Below are 21,130 nucleotides of genomic sequence, written 5' to 3'. Positions count from 1 at the left end.
GGCTCATGTGGAGCGCACCACCTTGCGATAGGACACCACGGTGCGTATCCGGTCGGCCGACAGGGCGAGCAGGAGGACACAGCCGAGGTAGATGTTCAGGCTTTCCAGGCCGACGCCGAGCAGGTCGAGGCCCTTGCGGATCACGCCGACCAGGGCGGTGCCGAGCAGCGTGCCCAGCACGGACACCACCCCGCCGGTGAGCAGGGTGCCGCCGAGCACCGCACCCAGGAAGGAGGGCAGCATGAAGTCGTTGCCGATGGAGGCGCGGAACGTTCCCGTGCCGGCGGCGGCCATGAATCCGGCGAGCGCGGCGAGCAGCCCGGAGAGGGTGTGGGCGAGCAGGACACGGCGCCCGGTGGGAATGCCGGACAGCTCCGCGGCCGCCGGGTTCGCACCGGTGAGCAGCAGCTCCCTGCCGATGCGGGTGCACCCGTACAGAAAACCGAGGCCGGCCATGGCGAGCACGGTGAACTGAGCGATCTGCGGTATGGCGGGTGAGCCGCAGATGGGCCCCGCGCAGATGTCGGCGAGCGAGTAGGACCGCAGTTCGTCGATTCCGGACGGCCGGGTGGTGAAGGCGGCGTCCTCGGTGAGTGCCGAGTACAGCAGGGACACCAGCCCCAGCAGGGCGAAGTCCATCGCCAGCGTGACGACGAAGGAACTCACGCCGGTACGGGCGATGAGCCAGCCGGTGACGGCGCCGATGGCGGCACCGGCGGTCAGGCACAGCAGCAGCCCGGCGGGCATCGGCAGACCGAGCCGGTCGTACCCGAGGCCCGCGAACATGGCCCCGAAGGCCGCCATCCGCCCGACCGCGAGATTCATGTGCCCCACGGACAGGGCCACCATCTGCGCGAGCGCCACCACGGTCAGCGTGGCGACGTCCCGCAGGAGCGGAAAGAGCACCAGGCGCTGGTCGGTGAACGCCGGTCGCAGCACACCGAACAGGACACTGAGCGCGATGACCAGCACGAGCAGGCCGAGCCGCTGGTTGACCCAGAACGGCATGCGGTGACCTGCCGCCTTCTCCTCCGGGACGGTGTCCGGCGGGCTGATGGAGGTCGTCATGCCACCCTCCGGTCGTCAAGGGCGTCCAGGTCCCAGTCGATGCCGATGCCCGGCACGTCAGGTGCCACGGCCATGCCGTCGCGGATGGTCAACTCGGTCCGGGTCACGGCGCGCAACTGCGGGATGTACTCGACGTATTGGCCGTTCGGCACCGCGGCGGCGAGGCTGACATGCAGTTCCATCAGGAAGTGCGGGCAGACCATGACGTTGTGGCTCTCGGCCAGGTGCGCGACCTTCAGCCACGGTGTGATGCCACCGATCCGGGCGGCGTCGACCTGCACGACGGAGGCGGCGCCGGCCTCCAGATAACTGCGGAACTGCATGAGCGAGTACATGGACTCCCCGACGGCGACGGGAATCCGGGTCGCACCCGCGAGACGGGCGTGCCCGCTGATGTCGTCCGCGGGCAGCGGCTCCTCCAGCCAGTACGGGTCGTACGGCTCCAGCGCGGCCGCCAGCCGCAGGACGGAGGACGCCGTCTGGGACTGGTTGGCGTCGGTCATGATGTGCAGCGAGGGGCCCACGGCCTCGCGTACCGCGCGCAGCCGTTCCGCGTCCTCGGCGGGATACGGTCGGCCCACCTTGATCTTGACACCTGCCCACCCCGCCTCCTGGGCCCGCAGGGCGCCCTTCACCAACTCCTCGGCGCTCAGGTGCAGCCAGCCGCCCTCGGTGTCGTAGACCGGAACTTCCCGGCGGTGTCCGCCGGCCAGCCGCCACAGCGGCTCGCCCGCCCGCTTGCACCGCACGTCCCACAGGGCGGTGTCCACGGCGGCGAGGGCGAGCGAGGTGATGGCTCCGGTGGTGGTCGCCCGGGTCAGGGCGAACAGCCGCTGCCACAGCGCCTCGACGTTGCGGGAGTCCTGCCCGACGAGGGCGGGCAGCAGATGGTCGCGCAGCAGGGCCAGTACGGATGTGCCGCCGGTGCCGATCGTGTAGGTGTAGCCGGTTCCCGTGACGCCGTCCGCCGTCTCCAGGCCGACCAGGACCGTCTCCTGTTTGACGAAGGACTGCACCGCGTCGGTACGGTCCTGCTCGACGGCTATGTCGGCCAGCCGGGCGGTCGCGGTCGTGATGATGCTCATCCAGCGAATCCGATTTCTGTCGTGGTCCGTTGTCGGTCGGCCGAGGTTTCGTCGAGGTCCCGTGGGTCTGTCGTCGGGGGAGCCGGTCAGCCGCACGAGAGGATCTTGTCGGCGAACTCCGTCTTGAGCTGCGCGGTCCTCTTCTGCCGGGCCTTGTCGTAGGCGGAGACGTTCGCCTTGTCGACGACGAACGAACCGGAGTCCACCTCCACCCCGGGTTCGCGCACGGTGCACTGCTTCGTCTGCAGCAGCGCCAGGGCCCACGTTCCGACCTCGGCCTGACCGACCGGGTTCTGCACCACGGTGGCCGTGACCGTGCCCTGCTCGATGCCGCTCAGGATCTTGGCGTCGTCGTCGATGGCGATGACCTTCGCCTTCGATCCGGACGTGCTGACGGCGTCGGCGGCGGCGACGGCCGGGTTGTAGGCGGTGGCGACGATGCCCGTGATCCTGTCGCCCTTGGCCGCCATCAGGTCGGACACCGCCTTCTGCGCGGTCTGCAGGTCCGTGTCGATGTCGGTGACGGTCTGCAGGAGACGTACCTTCCCGCCCGTCTCCCCCACGGCCCGGGCGACACCCTTGATGCGCAACTGCGTGTTGGCGTCGACGTTGTTGCCGGTCAGGTGGACCAGCGTGCCGCGGCCGCCCATGGCCTCGATCGCCGCCTTCGTGGCCTTGTACGCGGCGAGTTCGACGTCCGTGGAGAGGCAGAAGTCGGCCTCGTCCTTGTCACCGGCGGGGCAGGAACCCAGGGACGCCACGGGGAAGCCCTGCGATCTCAGGTCCGCGAAGGTCGAGTTGATGTCGGTGGGGGAGACACCGAACACCCCGAAGGAGTTGTAGCCGCGCGCCGCCAGCGTGGACAGCAGGTTGTTCTGCTTCTGCTGGTCCCACTCCGCCGTCTCGTCGAAGGTGACGGCCCCGAGGCCGTAGGTCTTGCGCGCGGTGGTGACCGCCGACTTCCAGGGCTGGAAGTACGGGTGGGCGCCGCCGGGCACGAGGGCGACCTTGGTCCGGGAGCCGTCCACGAGTTCGGCCCCGCCGCCCGTCCGTGAGTCCGGCGCGGCCTGACCGCCTGCCGGAGCACCCGAGTTCTTGTAGGTGCACGCCGCTGTCCCCGCGGCCAGCACCACGGCTGCGACAACTCCGGGCAGGACGGATCTGGTTGGGAAGCGCATGCCCCACCCCTGAGGAATCAGATAGGAAATCGATGCGGCGATCGTGGGGCAGGAACGCTGACGCGTCAAGACTTGCGGCACGGGACGATGGCGTAAAGAGAGGTTTACGCTGGCATGTCGTGGCTCGTTCCGACTGTGGGGCAGCCTCGGAGGGTGTGGTTCCTGTACTTCCTGGGAAGCCTGAACGTCCGCAAAATCATATAGGAAACTGAAGATGTCTTGCTCGGTAACGGCATGCGAGCTCTGGCCAAGGATTCCCCTCGGGGTTCCCAAGAACGGTTCAACGGCTGATCATGATTCATCAATGCTCGTCCATGATTCGGCAACCCGAACAGAGGGCTGTTGAGCCGGACGTACGTTCCCGTTCGTGATCTCTGACCCAGCACCCCACAGAGCTGTCCGCCCTTCGCAGACGGCATCCGTCGCCCCGCTCTCCGGCGCGACACCCCCCGCCCGGCGCTCCCTCCTCCGCGCCGCGCTCACCGGGACCGCGGTCCTCGGCGCCGGCCTGGCCGTCGGCGCCGCACCCGCGGCCGCCGCACCCTCCACCGCCGCCGCGCGCAAGCGGCCCACCACGGCCGAAGAGGCCCTGCGGGAGCTGGCGGCGGGCAACCACCGCTGGCGCACCTTCCGCCAGCAGCATCCCGACGAGTCTCCCGCCGTCCGGCAGGCGCTGACGACGGCTCAGCACCCCTTCGCCCTCGTGCTCGGCTGCATCGACTCCCGGGTGCCCCCGGAGCTGGTCTTCGACCAGGGCCTCGGCGACCTGATGACCGTACGCAGCGCGGGCCAGGTCCTCGACGAGGCCGTGCTCGGCAGCCTCGCCTACGGGGTGCTCGAACTGGGGATCCCGCTGCTCATGGTGCTCGGCCACCAGTCGTGCGGGGCAGTGAAGGCCACGGTCCAGGCGGATGAGTCGGGCGAGGAACTGCCCGCCCACATCCAGTACTTGGCCGACCAGATCAGCCCGGCCATCGATCGCAGCCAGGAGGGTGACGCGCGCGTCGACGCCACGATCGACGCCAACATACGGCTCATACGGTCACGGCTCGCGGCGGAGCCCGACCTCGCCGCCAAGGTGGACTCGGGGGCGCTGGCCATCGTCGGCGCCCGCTATGAGCTGACCACCCAGCGGGTGCACCGCATCGGCTGAGCCACGCACACACGGGGGCGACCGCGGCGGACAGTTGCCGCGGTCGCCCCTCGTGCCCTGGTCAGCGGGCGGTGCTGAGCCAGGGCAACGGGTCCATGTACTGGCCGTCGAGGAGGACCTCGAAGTGCAGGTGGGGTCCCGTGGACAGGCCGGTGGAGCCGACGAGCCCGACCGGTGTGCCGGCGGTCACGGTCTGGCCCGTCGTGACCTGGAGGGCCGACAGGTGACTGTAGGTCGTCTGCAGCCGCTTGCCGCCGATCGTGCCGTGGTCGATCACCACACGGATGCCGTACGCCGCGGTCGTGCCCGCGAACTCGATCCGGCCGTCACGCGCGGCAGACACCTGTGCCCCTTGGGGTGTGCCGAAGTCAACTCCCGTGTGGAGCTTGGTGACCCCGGTGAGCGGATGCGTACGCGATCCGAAGGACGAGGTGACCGTGAGTGTGCTGACGGGAGGTGTCAGTACGGCGCTGGCGTTCTGGCCGCCGCCGTTCTGGTCGGGGGTCCGGCGGACGAGCGCCTCGTACCGCGGAAGCCGTGCCTTGACCTGCTTGAGGAACGTGCTTGCGTCGGCGGGCACGCGGCCCGCCCGCTTCACGGTGTCCGTCCCGACCGTGTAGGCGGCGAGCGTGAGGTCCACGAGGTTGCCGCTGACGGTTCCCTCGGTCCTGAGGTCGGTCACCTGCTCGGCGAGAGAGCAGTCCTGCCGGCCGAGGGCCATGATGGCGTCCTCCGGATCGCGCGGCGAGGAACGGCCGTTGGCGTTGTCGTCCTCGCCCCAGGTCCGCCATTGGGCGTCCGTGAAGCCCGCGATTCCCTGCTGCGACAGGCTGGCGCTGTCGTTGCTCCACCCGGAGAGCTGGTCGATCTGGGCGGCGAGCAGGGAGGGGGTGACGACCGTGCAGGCCTCGGCCGCCTTGCGCAGCCACGGGACGTAGGAGGCATCGACGTTGGCGACGGACGTCTGTGCCGGATCCGGCCCCTGGGACTGGCCGGGGGAGAGCCCGCCGGTCATGGCCAGATATCCCGAGACCCCGATCAGCGCCACCAGACTGGGCGCCACGATCAGGGCGAAGGGGCCGGGCCCACGGCGCCGCGGCCGTGGCTGCGGACTGAACGCCTCTTCGGCACCAGCTCGTTCAGCCGTGCCCGCCGCCTCGCGGACGGCTGCCGCGCCTTCCCTCTCCTCGGTCACGTGCCGGGCTGGCTGCGCTGAGGTAGTGCGGCTGGGCGTGGTGTCGGCGAAATGTTCAGGCTCACGTTCGGACGCTAACGGTCCCCGCGACCGGACGTCACCGGTCATCGAGGCACGGTGTCCTGCCCGAAGGGGCAGTGTTGATGTCCGGCGTCATACACGGCAGACCACGCCGGGCGTCACGGAACAGCCACATCTCCCGCACGCCGTCCACGCATCCCGCCCGCTTCACAAGCGCGTACTGGTGTGGATCGGCGGCTCGGGACTGTTCATCGCGGGCGCTCTCGTCGCGGCCAACGGGAGCGACGGGCAGGAAGCCGTCGAGACCAGGGCCAAGCCCGCGACGACCATCACCGCGACCGTCAGCCACCCCGCAAACTCGGGCTTGCCGCCGTGTTCCCGGGTCTGCGACGATCGCTGACCCTGCGCCCGCGGCAACAGGTTGCGGCAGTCGAGGAGGTCCGGTGCACAGACGGTGGCTGTTCGTCGCGGCGGCCGGGGCGCTCATAGTCGTCTCCTTGATCGTGGGGCTGCTGGTCGACCACGAGGCCGGCACCGGGGGCGCCGAGGCCAAGCCAGCCGCCGGCACCCAGGCGGATGTCCCGCCCGCGACGGTGTCTCCGAGCGCGTCCGCCAGTGCGACCGAAGCGTCGGTGAAGCCGTCGGCCAAGAGCACTCCGCGGAAGGAGTCCGCCCGCGCGACCGCCACGTCGGCGAAGCCTTCGGCCGCGGACACCTCGCGAGCCGGGTCCGCCGCCGCCCCGTTGGCGGGACGCATACGGCCCGGTGCCACGTACCGAGGCGTCGCCACGTTCTACGACTCGGACGGTTCGGGCGCCTGCATGTACGACGCGAGCGGTGACGTCATGACCGGGGCGATGAACAGTACCGACTACGAAACCGCCAAGGCGTGCGGGGCGTACGTACTCGTTCGCGCGGCCAACGGGGCCTCCGTCACGGTTCGCATCACCAACGAGTGCCCGGGGGACTGCGCGCCCGGCCAGATCGACCTCAGCGCGGAGGCCTTCGCCGAACTCGCCCAGCCCTCGGCCGGCAAGATCCCGATCACCTGGTCGCTGTCGAGCCCCGGCGCCGCGGACACGGTCTCGATCCGGTACAAGACAGGGTCCAGCCGCTACTGGTGCGGCATCCAGGTCATCGGACACCGCAATCCGGTGGCCCGGCTCGAAGTACGCGCGGGCAGCGGCTGGCGGCTGCTGTCGCGCACCGAATACAACTACTTCATCTCCGACGACGGCAGCGGGTGCGGCGGCGCGATCAGGGTCACGGACATCTTCGGGGAGCAACTCACGCTCAATGGGATCGCGTTGACGGCCGACGCCGTTCAGCCGACCCGGGTCCAGTTCGCCAAGCGCTGACCCGGGCCGGTTCTTCGGCCACCTCGTTCACGCGGACGACGCTCGGGCGCCGACCACCCAACAGCCTGCGCTGAAGCGGACTTCCGGGCCCTCCACAAAGGGGTCGAAGGCGGCACGGACCGTTTCGACGACCTGCGTGCGGGTCTGCTCGTCCGCCTCGCCCAGCATCTGGCCGACGGGACCGAACCGGGTGAAGTAGCGGATCAACTCGCTCTCGGGGAGCGTGCAGGTCACGTCCTTCGGCTGGATGTCGATCCCGGTCCAACCGGCCTCCGCCAGGATGCGCCGGACCCTGTCGGCGTCCGCGAAGGCGAACTGCCCCGGCCCGTCCGGCCGGCGGGCGGGAAGGTTCGGAAGGAGCGGTGCCGCGGCGCGTTCCGCCGTCGTCATGAACGGATTCTCCGCCGGGCCGCGCCACGCGATGAACCGGAGCACGGCCCCGTCCTTCGCGGCACGCCGCAGGTTCGCGAAGGCCCGGACCGAGTCGTTGAAGAACATGACGCCGAAACGCGAGATGACGGCGTCGAAGGTGGCGGGTTCGAACGTGTACTCCTGCGCGTCGGCGTGGATGAAGGACGCCGGTACGTCCGCCTGCTCGGCCCTCGCCCGGGCCGCGGTGAGCATCGGCCCGGAGATGTCGACGCCGACGATGTGACCCGCCGCACCGAGCCGCCGCGCCACTGCCAGCGTGGTCGTGCCCGTGCCGCAGCCGACGTCGAGCACGCTGCCCCCGTCACCGAGTGCAGGGCCTTCCTGATCGGCGGCCAGCGCTTCGACGAGGAGGTCCTCGAAGGGCTTGAGCACGCCGTCCACCAGTGGTTGGGCCTCGACCCAGGCACTGGCGGCGGGCCCGTTCCAGCGTGCCGCCTGCTCATCCTCGGTCCTGCGTGTGGCGTCCATGTTCGTCTCCTCTGCTTGCCTTCAACGGGCCTGGGTGAAAGCGTGCTACTTCAAGTCGACTTGAGGTCAAGAGAATGACAGACCTGGACATCTCCGAGGTGGCGCACCGCGCCGGGGTCCCCGCCTCGACGCTGCGGTTCTACGAGGAGAAGGGGCTGATCGCCCCGACCGGCAGACGGGGCCTGCGCCGTCAGTACGATCCCGGCGTACTGGAGCGCCTGGCGCTGATCGCGTTGGGGCGGACCGCCGGGTTCTCGCTCGACGAGATCGCGCGCATGATCGCGCCCGACGGACAGCCGAGCATCGACCGGCAGATGCTCACGGCCAAGGCGGAGGAGCTGGACAGGACGATCCGCGAACTCGGCGTCCTGCGCGATTCCCTGCGGCACGCCGCCGCCTGTCCCGCGCCGAGCCATATGGAATGCCCCACCTTCCGCCGCATTCTCAAGGCCGCCGTGTCCGGCGTCGTCGGAGTCCCGAGGAAGCGGGTTTCGGGGCCACCGTGACCCCGTACCCGGCCGAGGCAGCGCGAACACGCCGGGGTGCGACTTGTAGGGTGCGTCCCATGTCGGACGCTTCGCCCCGCCCCGAGCCGTTCGCACCGCACACCGATCCCGCGGTGCTGGAGGACCTCCGTGCGCGACTGCGCGCGACGCGCTGGCCGGACGCTCCCGAGGACGCCGGGTGGTCGCTCGGCACCGACATCGCCTACCTCCGCGAGCTGATCGCCTACTGGGCGGACGGGTTCGACTGGCCGGCCCAGGAGGCGGCGCTCGCCCGGCTGCCCCGCTTCCGCGTCCCGGTCGGCGGCCTGGGCATCCACTTCGTACACGCCCGGGCCGTCGCGCCGACCGGGCCCGTGCTGCCGCTCGTCCTCAGCCACGGCTGGCCGGACTCGTTCTGGCGCTACTCGAAGGTCGTCCCGCTCCTCACCGACCCCGGCGCGCACGGCGCCGACCCCGCCGACGCGTTCGACGTGGTCGTTCCCGACGTGCCGGGCTACGGGTACTCCGACCGCCCCACGGGCCCGCCGCTCGACTCCATCGCCGTCGCCGGACTGTGGGCCGAGCTCATGGGCGTCCTCGGTTACGAGCGGTTCGGTGCGGCGGGCGGGGACATCGGCAGCCATGTGAGCCGCTACCTCGCGCTCGACCACCCCGACCGGGTCGTGGCCGTCCACCGCATGGACGGAGGCCTGCCCGTGTTCACCGGCGACCCGGCGGACCTCGCGCCCGAGGAACGCGCCTGGATGGACGGCGTCGGGGCCTGGAGCGCGACCGAGGGTGCCTACGCCGCCATGCACCGCACGAAGCCCCAGACCGCCGCCGTTGGGCTCACCGACTCACCGGCCGGGCTCGCCGCGTGGATCGTCGAGAAGCTCCGGGCGTGGAGCGACTGCGACGGCGACGTCGAGCGGGCGTTCACCAAGGACGAGATCCTCACGAACGTCACGCTCTACTGGCTCACGGGGACGATCGGTTCGTCGATGCGCATGTACAACGCGAACGCGGCCATCCCGCCCGAGCAGCTCGCCCGCCGGGTCGAGGTGCCGTCCGGGTTCTCGCTCTTCCGCGGCGACGTCGTGCGCCCACCGAGGGCCTGGCTCGAACGCACCACGAACGCCGTACGAGTGACCGAACCCCCGCGCGGCGGGCACTTCGCACCCTTCGAGGAGCCCGAGCTGTACGCGGAGGAGTTGCGCGAGTTCTTCCGCCCCTTCCGGTCAGCGGCGACGACGGTGGCAACGGGCTGAGGGCGAGGCCGGTCCCCAAGCCGGCCGGCCCACCAGCCCCGTCCAACGGCCTACCGCGCCCCCACCAGCACCTCCGCGGCGGCCACCCCGGACGCGGCCGTGGCGCCATGGGTGAAGATCTGTACCGCCCCCGGAACAGCGGCACTCGGCAGACCCATCTCCACGACGATCGCGTCGGGACGCGCCGCGATGAGGTCCGCGAGGGCACGGGCCATCCACTCGTGCCGGGAGGCGTCCCTGACGACGACGACCAAGGGGCGCCCGGCGGCCGGTTCGAGCGCGCAGGTCTTCAGGGCGCTCATGGCGGCGGTCCGTGAGTCCAACTCCTGGTGCCGCACCCGGACGGTGGTCGTGCCGGGCAGCCGCTCGCTCAGCGGGGCGGCGACACCCCAAGGGGTCTCCTTGCCGATGGCCAGGTTGGTGGTGGCCACGAACTCCACCACGTGCGGCGCGGCGGACAGCGGCAGGGCCTCCCGTGCCGCTCCGGCCAGCCGGATGGCGCGGCGGGCCGCCGTGAAGCCGATGTCGCTGCTGATCGCGTCGACGGCGTCGGCCTGCACCAGGCCGGCCGACCAGTCGGCGAACGCCCGTACGCGCCCGGCCGCTTCCTCCAGGCGCTCCCGGGTGAGGTCGCCGGAGGCCACGGCGTCGGCGAGAGCGCCGGCGAGCAGGCCGACGATGGCCTCCTCGGCGTTCTCACCGCCGACACAGACCGCGTCGGCACCGGCGGCGACCGCCTTCACCGTGGCGCCGTCGATCCCGTAACGGTCGGCGACGGCACCCATCTCGATGGCGTCGGTGACCGTCATCCCATCGAACCCGAGCTCCCCGCGGAGCAGGTCGCCCAGGATGCTCGGGCTGAGAGTGGCGGGCAGTTCGGGATCGTACGCGGGCACCAGGAGGTGGCCGCTCATCACCGCGCGGACACCCGCGTCCAGGGCGGCCCGGAACGGCGGCAGGGCCTGGGCGGCGATCTCCTCGCGGTCGGCGCCGTACGTGGGCAGGCCGTGGTGGGAGTCGACGGCCACGTCGCCGTGGCCGGGGAAGTGCTTGGCGCAGGCGGCGACCCCGGCCGACTGGAGCCCCCGGATCCACGCGGCGGTGTGCCGGGACACCACCTTCGGGTCCACGCCGAAGGACCTGACCCCGATGATCGGGTTGTCGGGGTTGGAGTTGACGTCCGCGCTGGGCGCGTAGTCCAGGCTCACGCCGATGGCGCGCAGCTGGCGGCCGAGGCCGGCGGCGACGGACTCGGTGAGTTCGGTGTCGTCGACGGTTCCGAGGGCGAAGTTGCCCGGCCGGGTGGAGCCGGTCGCGGACTCGATCCGGGTGACGTCGCCGGCCTCCTCGTCGATGGCGATGATCAACTCGGGGTTTTCCGCGCGGAGTTGGCCGGTCAGCCGGGCGACCTGGTCCAGCGAGACGATGTTGCGGGAGAAGAGCACGACGGACGCCAGTCCGTCGCCGATCTCGCGCAGAACCCAGTCCGGTGCCTCGGTGCCCACGAACCCCGGCTGCAGGACGGAGAGCGCCAGCCGCCGCAACTCCTTGCTGTGCTTGCTGGAGACCATCGAGTGCGTTCGCCTTTCGGGTAGGGCCCGCGCGTCGGTGCCGCCGACGACGGCGCATCGACACCACGACACAGCTTGGTACAGACCAATGAGTTTCCGCTCAGGCTAACCGCTCGTGTCAAGAGGCGGGTTGTGTCGTGGCGCGGGCGTTGCCTGGGGCTGTTGTGCCAGGTGGCCCGTGTCCTGGATGCCCTCAACCGGGCGTCGGCGCAGGCGATTTGGGTGCGACACGCACTCAACGACCATGTTTGACAGGGCGGTTGGTCTAGTCCAGGTTAGTGCCACGCGAGTTCGAGGGGGGCTGGCGCGGCACCCGATGCAGTGACCCTGCAGGCCGGCCGGCTCTCTTCATGCCGTACGACGTGCGCTGCTTCAGGCGTCGTCGTACAGCGCCGGTGCGCGTCCGGAAGCGGGCTGCGCAGCCCGCCGCCCGTCCGGATCCACGCGATTCACGTGCCGCGAACCACCGGTGACCGCGTTCCTGTCCCGTCGACACCTCCGTCGACGGGGAACCCCGAGGTCCGGAGCACTGCACGCCCATGCCTGACGACTATCTCCACCGAGCCCCGTCTCGCGTCCCCTACTTCAGTTCGGACGGCGAGACCTATCTGGCGCAGACCCCGCTGCGCGACCTGAAGAAGACCGTCCCGCTCAGGGTGCTGTCCGAGGAAGACCTGGCCTTATGGCAGACCTACGGTTACGTCGTGGTGAAGCAGGCCATCCCCGCCTCGGCGGCCCGGAGTCTGCTGGACTTCACCTGGGACTTCCAAGGACTCGACCCCGAGCGCCCGGACACCTGGTACGAGGACCGCGAGTACCGCTCGGACCTGGACCGTGACCTGCACATCTACGGGTTCGTCGAGGCCTACCAGCACCAACTCCTCTGGGACAGCCGCCAGGCGCAGCGGGTCTACGACGCCTTCGTCGACGTATGGGACTGCGAAGAGCTGTGGGTCACCCTCGACCGGCTCAACCTGAACCCGCCCAACATCAAGAACCGCGACCGTGCCCTGATACCGAGCACGGACGAGGGCTTCGACATCGAGCTGCACTGGGACGTCGACACCACGCTCGGCATACCGCCGCAGCGGGTCCAGGGCATCATCGCGCTCAACGACACCAGTCCGGAACTCGGCGGCTTCCAGTGCTGCCCCGAACTGTTCCGGCAGCTGGACCGGTGGAAGGCACTCCAGCCGGACGGCCGCGACCCGATCCGGCCCAGGATCGACAAGGCCGAATTTCCCGTCGTACGACCGGAACTGGAGGCCGGCGACCTGCTGATCTTCAACGGCCTCCTGGCACACGGAGTGGCCCCCAACACCTCCACCCGCAACGGCGTGCGGGCGGTGCAGTACCTGTCGATGATGCCGGCGCTGGAGACCCACAAGACCCTCAGGGACTCACGGGTCGAATCGTGGCGCACCCTCAGCACACCGGACTGGAACGCGACCCTGCTCGGCGACGCCGTGCGGCACGAGTCCCTTCGGTACGGCAGGGCCGAACTCAGCGACCTGGGCGCCAAGTTGCTCGGCCTCGCGTCCTGGAACGGTCCGGAACTGAACGAGCCGGTCGGAGAAGCGGCATGCGCAGAATATGTCTGACCCTTCCCACCAACAGGCCGTGTTCCGCAACGATCGAGGCCATCGGTGAGGAAGCGGTCTACGCCGCCGAGCACTTCGACACCGAGGTGCACCTGCTGATCCTGGACTCCTGCGACACACCCGCCTACGCGGAACACGCCGAGACCGTGCGCCGACTCCCCGTCGACCCGCGGATCGTCGTACACCACCTCGACGAGGTACGGCAGCGGGACTTCCTCCAGCGGGCGATCGGCCGGGCCGCGGCCACGAAGCCCGACCTCCTGCTGGAACTGATGCTCCCCGCCGGCCTCTCCTACGGTGCCTGCACCAACCGGGCGTTCCTCATCGGCGCCGCGCTCGGCTGCGAGTCCGTGCACCGCAGGGACTCCGACAGCCGGTACCAGACCGTGAACGGCGAGACCGTCTTCCCCATCCATCACGAACTCACCTCGCTCGGCAGACGCGCGGCCGACGCCGCGCACGACGTCACCGAGAACGCGCTGGCCGCACCACACGCGGACAAGCGGGTCGCCATGGTGGGCAGCTCCTTCGTGGGCGAACTCTCCGTGGACATCGGCGAGATCCTCCGGATCGACCCCGACGTCTACTACGACCTGGTCAGCCTGTGGGCACCCGCCCACTGGTCGGCCGAGCAGAAGAGGGAACTCGTCGACGAGTCCTTCCGCGGCGCGGGCACGGACCCATTCGTCCGGGACCACTCGACGCTCGCCCTGGTCGACCCCATGCGTGTGGACATGTGCAACATCAGCTTCCACGGGGTGCACGAACACGTGCCTCTGCCACCCGCCAACGACACCATCGGCAGCGACTACTTCCTGATCCATCTGGTCCACGACGCCGCCCTGCCCGGTGTGCTGCACAACCGGAACATCGTGAACTTCTACACCGGCGAACGCAGAACGGACGCGGGCTTCACGGCGTACCAGATGCGCTACGTCAAGTTCCTGCTGTCGATGCTCTACTTCAACGTCGTCTACGACGGGATGGCCCAGGCCGGACCGGAGCTGACCGACGAGCGGGGACAGGTGCGCGCGTCCGTCGTCGCCCGGCTGGTGAGCGAGAGCACGCGGCTCGACCGCACCGAGAACGTCCAGCGGCTGGACGCCCTCGACACCGCGTACCGCAAACTGGGCGGCGCCTACGCCGAGTTCGCCGACCTTCTGGCCACGCGCCGCGAACGGCTCCTCGACGAGGCCCGCAGCGACATGGAGGACTTCGCCCTCCTGACCGAGGCGTGGGGCCCATTGGTGCGCGCGGCCAGGCTCACCCCCGTACACACCTCACCGGGGCGGCCGGGGTGAAGGCGGCCACGACGCGCAAGTCGACAACACCTGAGCCGGCGACACATGAGTCCGCGGCCCTGCTCGCCGCGCTGGCTGCCGCCGACGAGGACCGGATCGTCTTCGACCTGACCGGCATCGAGGACCGCTACGACACGCTGCGACGCGAACTGCCCGGAGTCCTCGTGCGGTTCGCGATGAAGGCCTGTCCGGTGGACGAGGTGCTCGCGTGCCTGGCGGCGAACGGCGCCGGAGTGGACGGGGCGAGCCCGCGGGAACTGGAGCAGGCGCTGCGGGCGGGGGTGCCGCTCGACCGCGTGCACTACGGCAACACCGTCAAGTCCGACCGGGACATCGCCGACGCCCATCGCCTCGGCGTCAGGGACTTCGCGACCGACAGCCTGGAGGACGTGGCGGCCATCGCCACCCATGCCCCGGGCGCCCGGGTGTTCTGCAGGCTGACGACCAGCGGTGAAGGGGCGCTGTGGGGCCTCAGCAACAAGTTCGGCTGCTCACCCGCCGACGCCGTACAGGTGCTTGAGGCGGCACGGGAACAGGGCCTGACACCCTCGGGCCTGTCCGTGCACGTCGGTTCCCAGCAGATGACGGCCGACGCCTGGCACAGCGCAGTCGAGTCCCTGGCGGACGTCCTGACCGCCCTGGGGCGGCGCGGGATGACCCTGGACCATGTCAACCTCGGCGGCGGTCTTCCGGCACTCGGATACCTCGACAGGTTCGGCATGCCCCTGGATCCGCCGATGGACAAGATCTTCGCCGTGATCCGCGAGGGAATGCGGTACCTGAAGGGCGTTCACGGCGACCACCTCCGGTTCGTCATGGAGCCGGGGCGTCATCTGGTCGCCGACCAGGGAGCCATCCGGGCCCATGTGGCCCGGCTCGCCGAGCGGCGGGGACCGGACGGCGAACGGCAGCACTGGCTCTATCTGAGCTGCGGCAAGTTCAACGGGCTCTACGAGATGGACGCGCTGCAGTACCGGCTCGTGTTTCCCACCCACCCCGACGCCGAGTGCGTTCCCGCCGTCGTGGCGGGTCCCACCTGCGACAGCGACGACGCCTACCTCCATGAACACGGCGGCCTTGTCCACGTACCGAAGGACCTGGCGTCGGGTGATCCGGTCTGGGTGATGTCCAGCGGCGCCTACGCGATCAGTTACATGACCCAGGGCTTCAACGGTTTCGATCCGCTCCCGTACACCTGGACGAGGGCGGACCGCCCGTGAGAGACGTCGTACACATACGCCACATCACCGAGGCCGACTGGGACGGCATCGTGGCGATCGAGTCCCGCGCCTACACCGCGCTCGGCCTGTCGGAGGGCCGCGCGGCGCTCCGGTCGCGGGCGGAGATCTCGCCGGGCACGTGCTTCGTCCTGGACGTCGGATCCGGGCCGGCCGGCTACCTGCTGGCACTGCCCTATCCGGCCCTCCGCTACCCGGACCTGGAGCGGACCGAGGAGGCGGTGGTCCCGTCGCTGTCCACGCCCGCAACGAGCAATCTCCACTTGCACGACATCGTTGTCGAGGAGGGCCTTCGGGGCCGGGGACTGGGGCAGCGCCTTCTCCACCACTTCACCCTGACGGCTCGGTCGCGCGGGTACGAACGGATCTCGCTGATCGCCGTCGGCCGCAGCGACACGTTCTGGTCGGCCCGCGGCTACACCGCACACCCGGGAATCTCGCCCGACGGCTATGGCGCGGACGCCGTCTACATGTCCAAGGCGGTGCCGACCGACCCGGGTGCACAGCCTGAGCCGACCGGCGTGGTGCCGCGCGGCCCCTCCGTCCCCACGAAGCGAGCTGATGCGCGTGTCCCGTGTCCATGACCCCTTCCTTCGCAGCCAGTTGGCGATCGCCGCACTGTTCTGCGTCCTCGGCTTCCAGTACGCCACCTGGGCCGCGCGCATCCCCGCCATCAAGACGGACCTCGGCCTGACCGCGGCCGAGGTGGGTGTGCTGCTGATGGCGGCGGGGATCGGCGCGGTGGCGTCGTTCCCCGTGGTCCCGGTGCTCATGAAACGGCTGGGTTCGGCGCGGCTCGCCCTCCTGTCGTCCCTCTGCCTGACCCTCCTGCTCCTGGCGCTGGCCGTGGCGCCCAACTATCCGGTCGCCCTGCTGGTCATGGGAGTCGACGGCATCTTCGTGGGATGCCTGAACGTCGCCATGAACGCGCAGGGCGCGGCCCTTGAGGCACGGCACGAACGCAACACCATGGCCAGACTGCACGCGACCTTCAGTGGCGGTTCACTGCTCGCCGCGCTCCTCGCCTCCGGCATGAACGCGGCGACCTCCTCGATCGCGGCCCATTTCGGCGTGGCGGCCGTAATCCTCGTCCTGCTGACCGCCGCCGCACGCCCCGGCCTTCTCGCCGAGGACGCGCCTGCCGAGGCGAAGGAGCAGAAGACCCGCGGCAGATGGAACCTGCCGTCCCGTATGACGCTGTGGATGTGCTGCGCCATGGCGTTCGGCACCGTGACCGAGGGCGCCATGACGGACTGGTCCGCCCTCTACATGAAGGACGTGGCCAAGGCGTCGGCGGAACTGGCCCCCATGGGCATCGCCGTCGTCTCGGGAATGATGGTGGTGGCCCGCCTCTTCGCGGACGGCTGGCGCAGCCGCTGGGGCGACGGACGGGTAGTTCTCCTCGGCAGCGCGCTGGCCGCCGCCGGGCTGGCCTTCGCCCTGGTGAGCGGGGGAGTGGTGCCCGCCCTCATCGGATTCGCCTGCGTCGGACTGGGCTGCGCGGCCGTGACCCCGTGCGTGTACGTGGCCGCCGCCAAACAGGGCTCGGATGCACTGGCCCTCGTCGCCGCCACGGGCACGACGGGCCTGCTGGCGGGCCCGCCGTTCATCGGCTTCGTGGCGAACGCCAGCAGCCTGGTGTGGGGGCTGGGGGTGGTCGCGGCGGCGGCGGTCGTGGTGTCCCTGTGCAGCACCCAGATCCGCTGGACACCGGCCAGTAGCTGACCGGTTGCGCCGGGGACGACTCGTTCTCCGCTTACGGGGAATCTGAAGACGAATGGAGCACATCGATACGAACTCACCCGACCAAGGAGTCCCGCCCGCCGTGACCGTCCCCGAAGAGAAACCTCGCGAGACCGCGAACAGCGACCCGGTGCCGAAGCAGCCCGAGGGCGAGAGCGGACTCACCGGTCTGGAGCGGGCGCTGGAGCGCTTCGGAGCGTCGCTGCTCGCGCAGTTCCGCCACAAGGAACCGGTCGAACTGGTCGCCGCCCTGCGCCGGGAGTGCGACGACCAGGCCGTCGTGTGCAGCGAGAGCCTGGTCGTCGTCCCCAACGCCTACGGTGTCGAACTGCCCGAGTCCGTCCATCAGGAACTCGAACGGAACGGCGGTCGCGTCGACCAGGCGCTCACCGAGAGCCTGCTCCGGCACGGCGAGAACCGGGGCTACGAATGGGCCGGACCGCTCGCGGTGCATGTCACCAAGGCGCCCTCCGTGCCGAACGGCCGGTACCGGGTGACGAGCAGCGTGATGCGGCACGTACGGGCCGGCGAGTTCCACAACTGATTCCACAGCTGAGCCGGGCCCGAGGCGTCCGCCCGTCAGTTCGTGAGGGTCACGCAGGGCAGGCCCACACTCGCCCCGCCGCGGAAACCCTCCGCGCACAGCCGGGAAGACCCCTGCCTCGCTCGGTCTGCGAGCTCAGTTCCCCGGCAGCCATTCGCTGAGCGCGTCGATGAGACGGTCGAGGGCGGGCTGGTCGGCGGAGCGGTCCGTCATGACCGTGCGGCCGTTGAACTGCAGCGCGTACTGGAACATGTCGGCCGCCCCCGTGTCGATCGTGAACTCGGGGACATCGGCGAGCTCCGGATCGCCGAGCAGCGTGCGCAGTTCGGTGAACTGGGCCGCGCTCGTACGGCGCACCACGGGGTCACCTTTGTCCTCGGCGAGGACGCTGCCGTCGCCCCGGAGAACCACCTTCTGGTTGACCCCCGCGAAGCCGCCGGTGACCGTCATGGTCACCAGCTTCTGCTTGGGCCCGGTGACGGGCACCGGCGACGGGCTCCTCGAAGCTGAACCGGACCCCGAAGAAGCCGAAGCGGACTCGGAAGGGTCGGAAGGGGAGGCCGTGGGTGAGACCGGCGGCGAACTGGAGGAAGGAGGCGCGGTGCTGACCGCCGTACCCGACGTGCCTGCCGTTCCCGCCGCGTCCGGCGACTGTTCCGAACCGCCGTCCGACCCCGACGTGCAGCCGGTCAGCCCCAGTACCCCGACCGCGATCACCGAGACCGCCATCGCGACCGTACGCCCTCCGAACATCGTGCCCCCGCCCGTCACCGTCGACCGACTCAACCGGACTGTGAGTACCACGGAACCGCAATCGTCATGTCCGGTGCCATGCTGTCAGTTCCGCGCTGCCTCATGGAGGTCTTCATGCCCGAGCCGTCCGTCCTCGCCTCACTGGTGTCCGCGCTGCGGAGCGGGGCGATCGAAGTCGTCGACCTGACGGCACCGCTGTCGTCGTCGACACCGGTGCTCCAGCTGCCGCCCGAGTTCGGCCAGACGGCGGTGTTCGAGCTGGACGAGATCAGCAGGTACGACGACCGGGGGCCGGCCTGGTACTGGAACAACTTCCGCAGCGGCGAGCACACCGGTACCCACTTCGACGCCCCGAACCACTGGGTGACCGGGAAGGACCTCGCCGACGTGGCGTCCGTACCGGTGAACCGGCTGGTCGCGCCCGCCGCCGTGCTGGACTTCACCGCGGAGGCGCGGGAGAACCCCGACTTCCTCGTGGAGGTCGACCACGTGAAGGCGTGGGAGGCGGAGCACGGGCCGCTGCCCGACGGCGGCTGGCTGTTGGTACGCACCGGCTGGGACGCGCGCTCGCATGCGCAGGAGCCGTTCCTGAACGCGGACGAGAACGGCCCGCACACCCCCGGCCTGTCGTCGGAGTGCGCCCGTTGGGTGGCTCAGGAGTCGCCCGTCATCGGCCTCGGGGTCGAGACGGTTGGCACCGACGCCGGCGGGGCGCACTCCTTCGACCCGGCCTTCCCGTGTCACTCGTACCTCATGGGCAGCGACAAATACGGGCTGACCCAGTTGCAGAACCTGGCCGCGCTGCCCGCGACCGGCTCCGTCGTCGTCGCGGGGCCGCTGCCGATCGTCACGGGGTCCGGGTCTCCCGCGCGGGTGCTCGCCCTGGTGGAACGTTCGTGAAGGTCGCCGAGGCCGTCGGACGGGCGCTGCACGCGGCCGGGGTCGGTCAGGTCTTCGGCGTCGTCGGCTCGGGAAACTTCCATCTCACCAATGCCATGGTCGCGGCGGGTTCGCGGTTCGTGGCCGCACGTCATGAAGGCGGCGCGGCGACCATGGCAGACGCGTACGCCCGGGTGAGCGGAACCGTGGCCGCGCTGAGCGTTCATCAGGGACCCGGCCTGACGAACGCCATGACCGGCATCGCCGAGGCGGCCAAGAGCCGTACGCCACTGCTCGTGCTGGCGGCCGAGGTGACCGAGCCGCGGTCCAACTTCTACGTCGACCAGGAGGCGTTGGCGCGTTCGGTGGGCGCGGTCACGGCGCGCGTGACCTCGGCGGAGGAGGCCGTCACACAGGCCCTCGACGCCGTTCGGCGGGCAGTGTGCGAGCGGCGGACCGTGCTGCTCAACCTTCCACTGGGTGTACAGGCCCTTGACGTACCTGACGGTGAGTCGGTCCTCGCCGTCGTGCCGCCCGAACGGGCGCCGGTGGAACCGGAGTTCGCCGAAGTGGAGGCGCTGGCGCGGGTGTTGGAGATGTCCAGGCGACCGGTCTTCGTGGCCGGCCGGGGAGCGCGCTCGACAGGCTCCCGGGACGCCCTGGCGGCGCTCGCCGAACACCATGGCGCGCTGCTGGCCACCTCGGCTGTCGCCTGCGGCCTGTTCCACGGCGATCCATGGTCGCTCGACGTGTCCGGAGGTTTCGCGTCGCCGCTGGCGGCCGAACTCATCCAGGAAGCCGACCTGATCGTCGGCTGGGGCTGCGCGCTGAACATGTGGACCATGCGGCACGGTCGGCTGATCGGCCCGGACACCACCGTCGTACAGGTCGACGACGACGCCTCGGCCCTCGGCGCGCATCGGGAGGTGCACCTCGGAGTCACCGGAGACGTGGAACTCACGGCACGGCGCGTGCTGGAGACGGGCGACACGAACCGGGGGCCTCAGGAAGGGCAGCAGACCCAACAAGAGCGACAGGCCCGACCGGGCTTTCGGACCGCCGACATCGGCGCGGCCATCGCCGCACGCGTGCGCTGGCGGGACGTGCCGTACGACGACACGAGCAGCCGCGAGCGGATCGACCCGCGCACACTGAGCATCGCGCTCGACGACATCCTCCCCGCGGAACGGGTGATCGGCGTGGACTCGGGGAACTTCATGGGCTACCCGAGCATGTATCTGTCGGTGCCGGACGAGAACGGCCTGTGCTTCACCCAGGCGTTCCAGTCGATCGGACTGGGCCTCGCGACCGCGATCGGCGCGGCACTGGCACGGCCGGACCGGCTTCCCGTGGCCGCGCTCGGGGACGGCGGCGCGATGATGGGAGCCGCGGAGTTCGACACCGTACGCAGGCTCGGACTGCCCATGGTGGTCGTCGTCTACAACGACGATGCCTACGGGGCGGAGGTCCACCACTTCGGGCCGGACGGACATCCGCTGGACACCGTCGAGTTCCCGCCGACAGACATCGCCGCCGTGGCGCGTGGCTACGGCTTCGAGGCGCTGACCGTACGCACGCGGGCGGATCTGAAGGCCGTCGAGGACTGGCTCGCCGGGCCACGCTCCGCGCCCCTCCTCATCGACGCCAAGGTGGTCGCGGACCGGGGAGCCTGGTGGCTGGAAGAGGCGTTCCGCGGACATTGAGCGACGGTCCGCGGCGGGAGGGGATCGCGGTCCACCTGCGGGGTACCGGCGTGACCGGGCAGCGGTGTTGCTCCTGGTTTGTGGCC

General features: G+C 70.3%; 19 protein-coding genes. 12 read left to right on the top strand and 7 right to left on the bottom strand.

The annotated features are described in order from the left end of the window. Window positions 1-3: 3 nt before the first annotated feature. The 3 genes from ACFWXQ_RS12885 to ACFWXQ_RS12875 all read right to left on the bottom strand — a co-directional run bounded on the left by ACFWXQ_RS12885 (window position 4) and on the right by ACFWXQ_RS12875 (window position 3,331). Window positions 4-1,068, bottom strand: a complete 1,065-nt coding sequence (locus tag ACFWXQ_RS12885; protein WP_383938909.1) for an ABC transporter permease — start codon at window positions 1,066-1,068, stop codon at window positions 4-6. After that, on the bottom strand, window positions 1,065-2,153 hold the full coding sequence (locus tag ACFWXQ_RS12880; RefSeq protein ID WP_383938906.1) for a mandelate racemase/muconate lactonizing enzyme family protein: 1,089 nt from the start codon (window positions 2,151-2,153) through the stop codon (window positions 1,065-1,067). The genes ACFWXQ_RS12885 and ACFWXQ_RS12880 overlap by 4 nt, the downstream gene beginning before the upstream one ends. A gap of 86 nt (window positions 2,154-2,239) precedes the next feature. Next, window positions 2,240-3,331: a sugar ABC transporter substrate-binding protein gene (locus ACFWXQ_RS12875; RefSeq protein ID WP_383938903.1), complete on the bottom strand. Its 1,092-nt coding sequence runs from the start codon at window positions 3,329-3,331 to the stop codon at window positions 2,240-2,242. A gap of 367 nt (window positions 3,332-3,698) precedes the next feature. Between ACFWXQ_RS12875 and ACFWXQ_RS12870 the strand changes: the two genes are divergently transcribed. Then, window positions 3,699-4,484, top strand: coding sequence for a carbonic anhydrase (locus ACFWXQ_RS12870; RefSeq protein WP_383938899.1), 786 nt, complete (start codon window positions 3,699-3,701; stop codon window positions 4,482-4,484). Between the two features lie 61 nt (window positions 4,485-4,545). Here ACFWXQ_RS12870 and ACFWXQ_RS12865 read toward each other — a convergent pair whose 3' ends face one another. Further along, window positions 4,546-5,679 (bottom strand): M23 family metallopeptidase, encoded by a 1,134-nt coding sequence (locus ACFWXQ_RS12865; RefSeq protein WP_383938896.1) that lies wholly within the window; start codon window positions 5,677-5,679, stop codon window positions 4,546-4,548. Window positions 5,680-6,143: 464 nt separating this feature from the next. Between ACFWXQ_RS12865 and ACFWXQ_RS12860 the strand changes: the two genes are divergently transcribed. Next, complete coding sequence (locus tag ACFWXQ_RS12860) at window positions 6,144-7,058, top strand: expansin EXLX1 family cellulose-binding protein (RefSeq protein WP_383938894.1); 915 nt, start codon at window positions 6,144-6,146, stop codon at window positions 7,056-7,058. A 27-nt stretch (window positions 7,059-7,085) separates the two neighbouring features. Here ACFWXQ_RS12860 and ACFWXQ_RS12855 read toward each other — a convergent pair whose 3' ends face one another. Next, window positions 7,086-7,958 (bottom strand): class I SAM-dependent methyltransferase, encoded by an 873-nt coding sequence (locus tag ACFWXQ_RS12855; protein ID WP_383938891.1) that lies wholly within the window; start codon window positions 7,956-7,958, stop codon window positions 7,086-7,088. A 74-nt stretch (window positions 7,959-8,032) separates the two neighbouring features. On the opposite strand from ACFWXQ_RS12855, the gene ACFWXQ_RS12850 reads away from it, so the two are divergent. Further along, window positions 8,033-8,464 (top strand): helix-turn-helix domain-containing protein, encoded by a 432-nt coding sequence (locus ACFWXQ_RS12850; protein ID WP_383938888.1) that lies wholly within the window; start codon window positions 8,033-8,035, stop codon window positions 8,462-8,464. 59 nt (window positions 8,465-8,523) lie between these two features. Next, window positions 8,524-9,711: an epoxide hydrolase family protein gene (locus tag ACFWXQ_RS12845; protein WP_383938885.1), complete on the top strand. Its 1,188-nt coding sequence runs from the start codon at window positions 8,524-8,526 to the stop codon at window positions 9,709-9,711. Between the two features lie 50 nt (window positions 9,712-9,761). Here ACFWXQ_RS12845 and ACFWXQ_RS12840 read toward each other — a convergent pair whose 3' ends face one another. After that, the gene (locus ACFWXQ_RS12840) at window positions 9,762-11,282 is read right to left on the bottom strand and encodes a glycoside hydrolase family 3 protein (RefSeq protein WP_386268144.1); all 1,521 of its coding nucleotides are present in this window, start codon (window positions 11,280-11,282) and stop codon (window positions 9,762-9,764) included. Window positions 11,283-11,821: 539 nt separating this feature from the next. Between ACFWXQ_RS12840 and ACFWXQ_RS12835 the strand changes: the two genes are divergently transcribed. The 6 genes from ACFWXQ_RS12835 (at window position 11,822) to ACFWXQ_RS12810 (ending at window position 17,709) form a co-directional block, all read left to right on the top strand. Further along, window positions 11,822-12,883 (top strand): phytanoyl-CoA dioxygenase family protein, encoded by a 1,062-nt coding sequence (locus ACFWXQ_RS12835; protein WP_383945488.1) that lies wholly within the window; start codon window positions 11,822-11,824, stop codon window positions 12,881-12,883. After that, entirely contained in the window at window positions 12,865-14,184 is a 1,320-nt protein-coding gene (locus ACFWXQ_RS12830) for a DUF6271 family protein (RefSeq protein ID WP_383945485.1), read from the top strand. The genes ACFWXQ_RS12835 and ACFWXQ_RS12830 overlap by 19 nt, the downstream gene beginning before the upstream one ends. 59 nt (window positions 14,185-14,243) lie before the next feature. Further along, window positions 14,244-15,404, top strand: a complete 1,161-nt coding sequence (locus ACFWXQ_RS12825) for a type III PLP-dependent enzyme (protein ID WP_383945497.1) — start codon at window positions 14,244-14,246, stop codon at window positions 15,402-15,404. Further along, window positions 15,401-16,006 (top strand): GNAT family N-acetyltransferase, encoded by a 606-nt coding sequence (locus tag ACFWXQ_RS12820; RefSeq protein ID WP_383945482.1) that lies wholly within the window; start codon window positions 15,401-15,403, stop codon window positions 16,004-16,006. Before ACFWXQ_RS12825 ends, ACFWXQ_RS12820 begins: the two co-directional genes overlap by 4 nt. Continuing rightward, window positions 15,984-17,147, top strand: coding sequence for an MFS transporter (locus ACFWXQ_RS12815; RefSeq protein WP_383945479.1), 1,164 nt, complete (start codon window positions 15,984-15,986; stop codon window positions 17,145-17,147). The genes ACFWXQ_RS12820 and ACFWXQ_RS12815 overlap by 23 nt, the downstream gene beginning before the upstream one ends. 100 nt (window positions 17,148-17,247) lie before the next feature. Beyond that, entirely contained in the window at window positions 17,248-17,709 is a 462-nt protein-coding gene (locus tag ACFWXQ_RS12810; protein WP_383945476.1) for a DUF3662 domain-containing protein, read from the top strand. 135 nt (window positions 17,710-17,844) lie between these two features. On the opposite strand, the gene ACFWXQ_RS12805 is transcribed toward ACFWXQ_RS12810, so the two are convergent. Then, complete coding sequence (locus ACFWXQ_RS12805) at window positions 17,845-18,195, bottom strand: hypothetical protein (RefSeq protein ID WP_383945473.1); 351 nt, start codon at window positions 18,193-18,195, stop codon at window positions 17,845-17,847. A 381-nt stretch (window positions 18,196-18,576) separates the two neighbouring features. Here ACFWXQ_RS12805 and ACFWXQ_RS12800 point away from each other — a divergent pair, with 381 nt between their 5' ends. Together ACFWXQ_RS12800 and ACFWXQ_RS12795 are read left to right on the top strand one after the other, a co-directional pair. Next, the gene (locus ACFWXQ_RS12800) at window positions 18,577-19,362 is read left to right on the top strand and encodes a cyclase family protein (RefSeq protein WP_383945470.1); all 786 of its coding nucleotides are present in this window, start codon (window positions 18,577-18,579) and stop codon (window positions 19,360-19,362) included. Continuing rightward, entirely contained in the window at window positions 19,359-21,044 is a 1,686-nt protein-coding gene (locus ACFWXQ_RS12795; protein ID WP_383945467.1) for a thiamine pyrophosphate-binding protein, read from the top strand. Before ACFWXQ_RS12800 ends, ACFWXQ_RS12795 begins: the two co-directional genes overlap by 4 nt. Window positions 21,045-21,130 lie beyond the last annotated feature (86 nt).

Origin of the sequence: Streptomyces sp. NPDC058697 (genome assembly GCF_042715345.1) — a bacterium.
Classification (GTDB): domain Bacteria; phylum Actinomycetota; class Actinomycetes; order Streptomycetales; family Streptomycetaceae; genus Streptomyces; species Streptomyces liliifuscus.
The sequence above is the reverse complement of the archived record's forward strand: the minus strand, read 5'-3'. Positions and strand labels throughout refer to the sequence as shown.

Coding starts and splice junctions, on each gene's coding strand:
- ACFWXQ_RS12885 (WP_383938909.1), bottom strand. CDS start 1,068: ATGACGACCTCCATCAGCCCGCCGGACACCGTCCCGGAGGAGAAGGCG.
- ACFWXQ_RS12880 (WP_383938906.1), bottom strand. CDS start 2,153: ATGAGCATCATCACGACCGCGACCGCCCGGCTGGCCGACATAGCCGTC.
- ACFWXQ_RS12875 (WP_383938903.1), bottom strand. CDS start 3,331: ATGCGCTTCCCAACCAGATCCGTCCTGCCCGGAGTTGTCGCAGCCGTG.
- ACFWXQ_RS12855 (WP_383938891.1), bottom strand. CDS start 7,958: ATGGACGCCACACGCAGGACCGAGGATGAGCAGGCGGCACGCTGGAAC.
- ACFWXQ_RS12850 (WP_383938888.1), top strand. CDS start 8,033: ATGACAGACCTGGACATCTCCGAGGTGGCGCACCGCGCCGGGGTCCCC.
- ACFWXQ_RS12845 (WP_383938885.1), top strand. CDS start 8,524: ATGTCGGACGCTTCGCCCCGCCCCGAGCCGTTCGCACCGCACACCGAT.
- ACFWXQ_RS12840 (WP_386268144.1), bottom strand. CDS start 11,282: ATGGTCTCCAGCAAGCACAGCAAGGAGTTGCGGCGGCTGGCGCTCTCC.
- ACFWXQ_RS12835 (WP_383945488.1), top strand. CDS start 11,822: ATGCCTGACGACTATCTCCACCGAGCCCCGTCTCGCGTCCCCTACTTC.
- ACFWXQ_RS12830 (WP_383945485.1), top strand. CDS start 12,865: ATGCGCAGAATATGTCTGACCCTTCCCACCAACAGGCCGTGTTCCGCA.
- ACFWXQ_RS12815 (WP_383945479.1), top strand. CDS start 15,984: ATGCGCGTGTCCCGTGTCCATGACCCCTTCCTTCGCAGCCAGTTGGCG.
- ACFWXQ_RS12800 (WP_383945470.1), top strand. CDS start 18,577: ATGCCCGAGCCGTCCGTCCTCGCCTCACTGGTGTCCGCGCTGCGGAGC.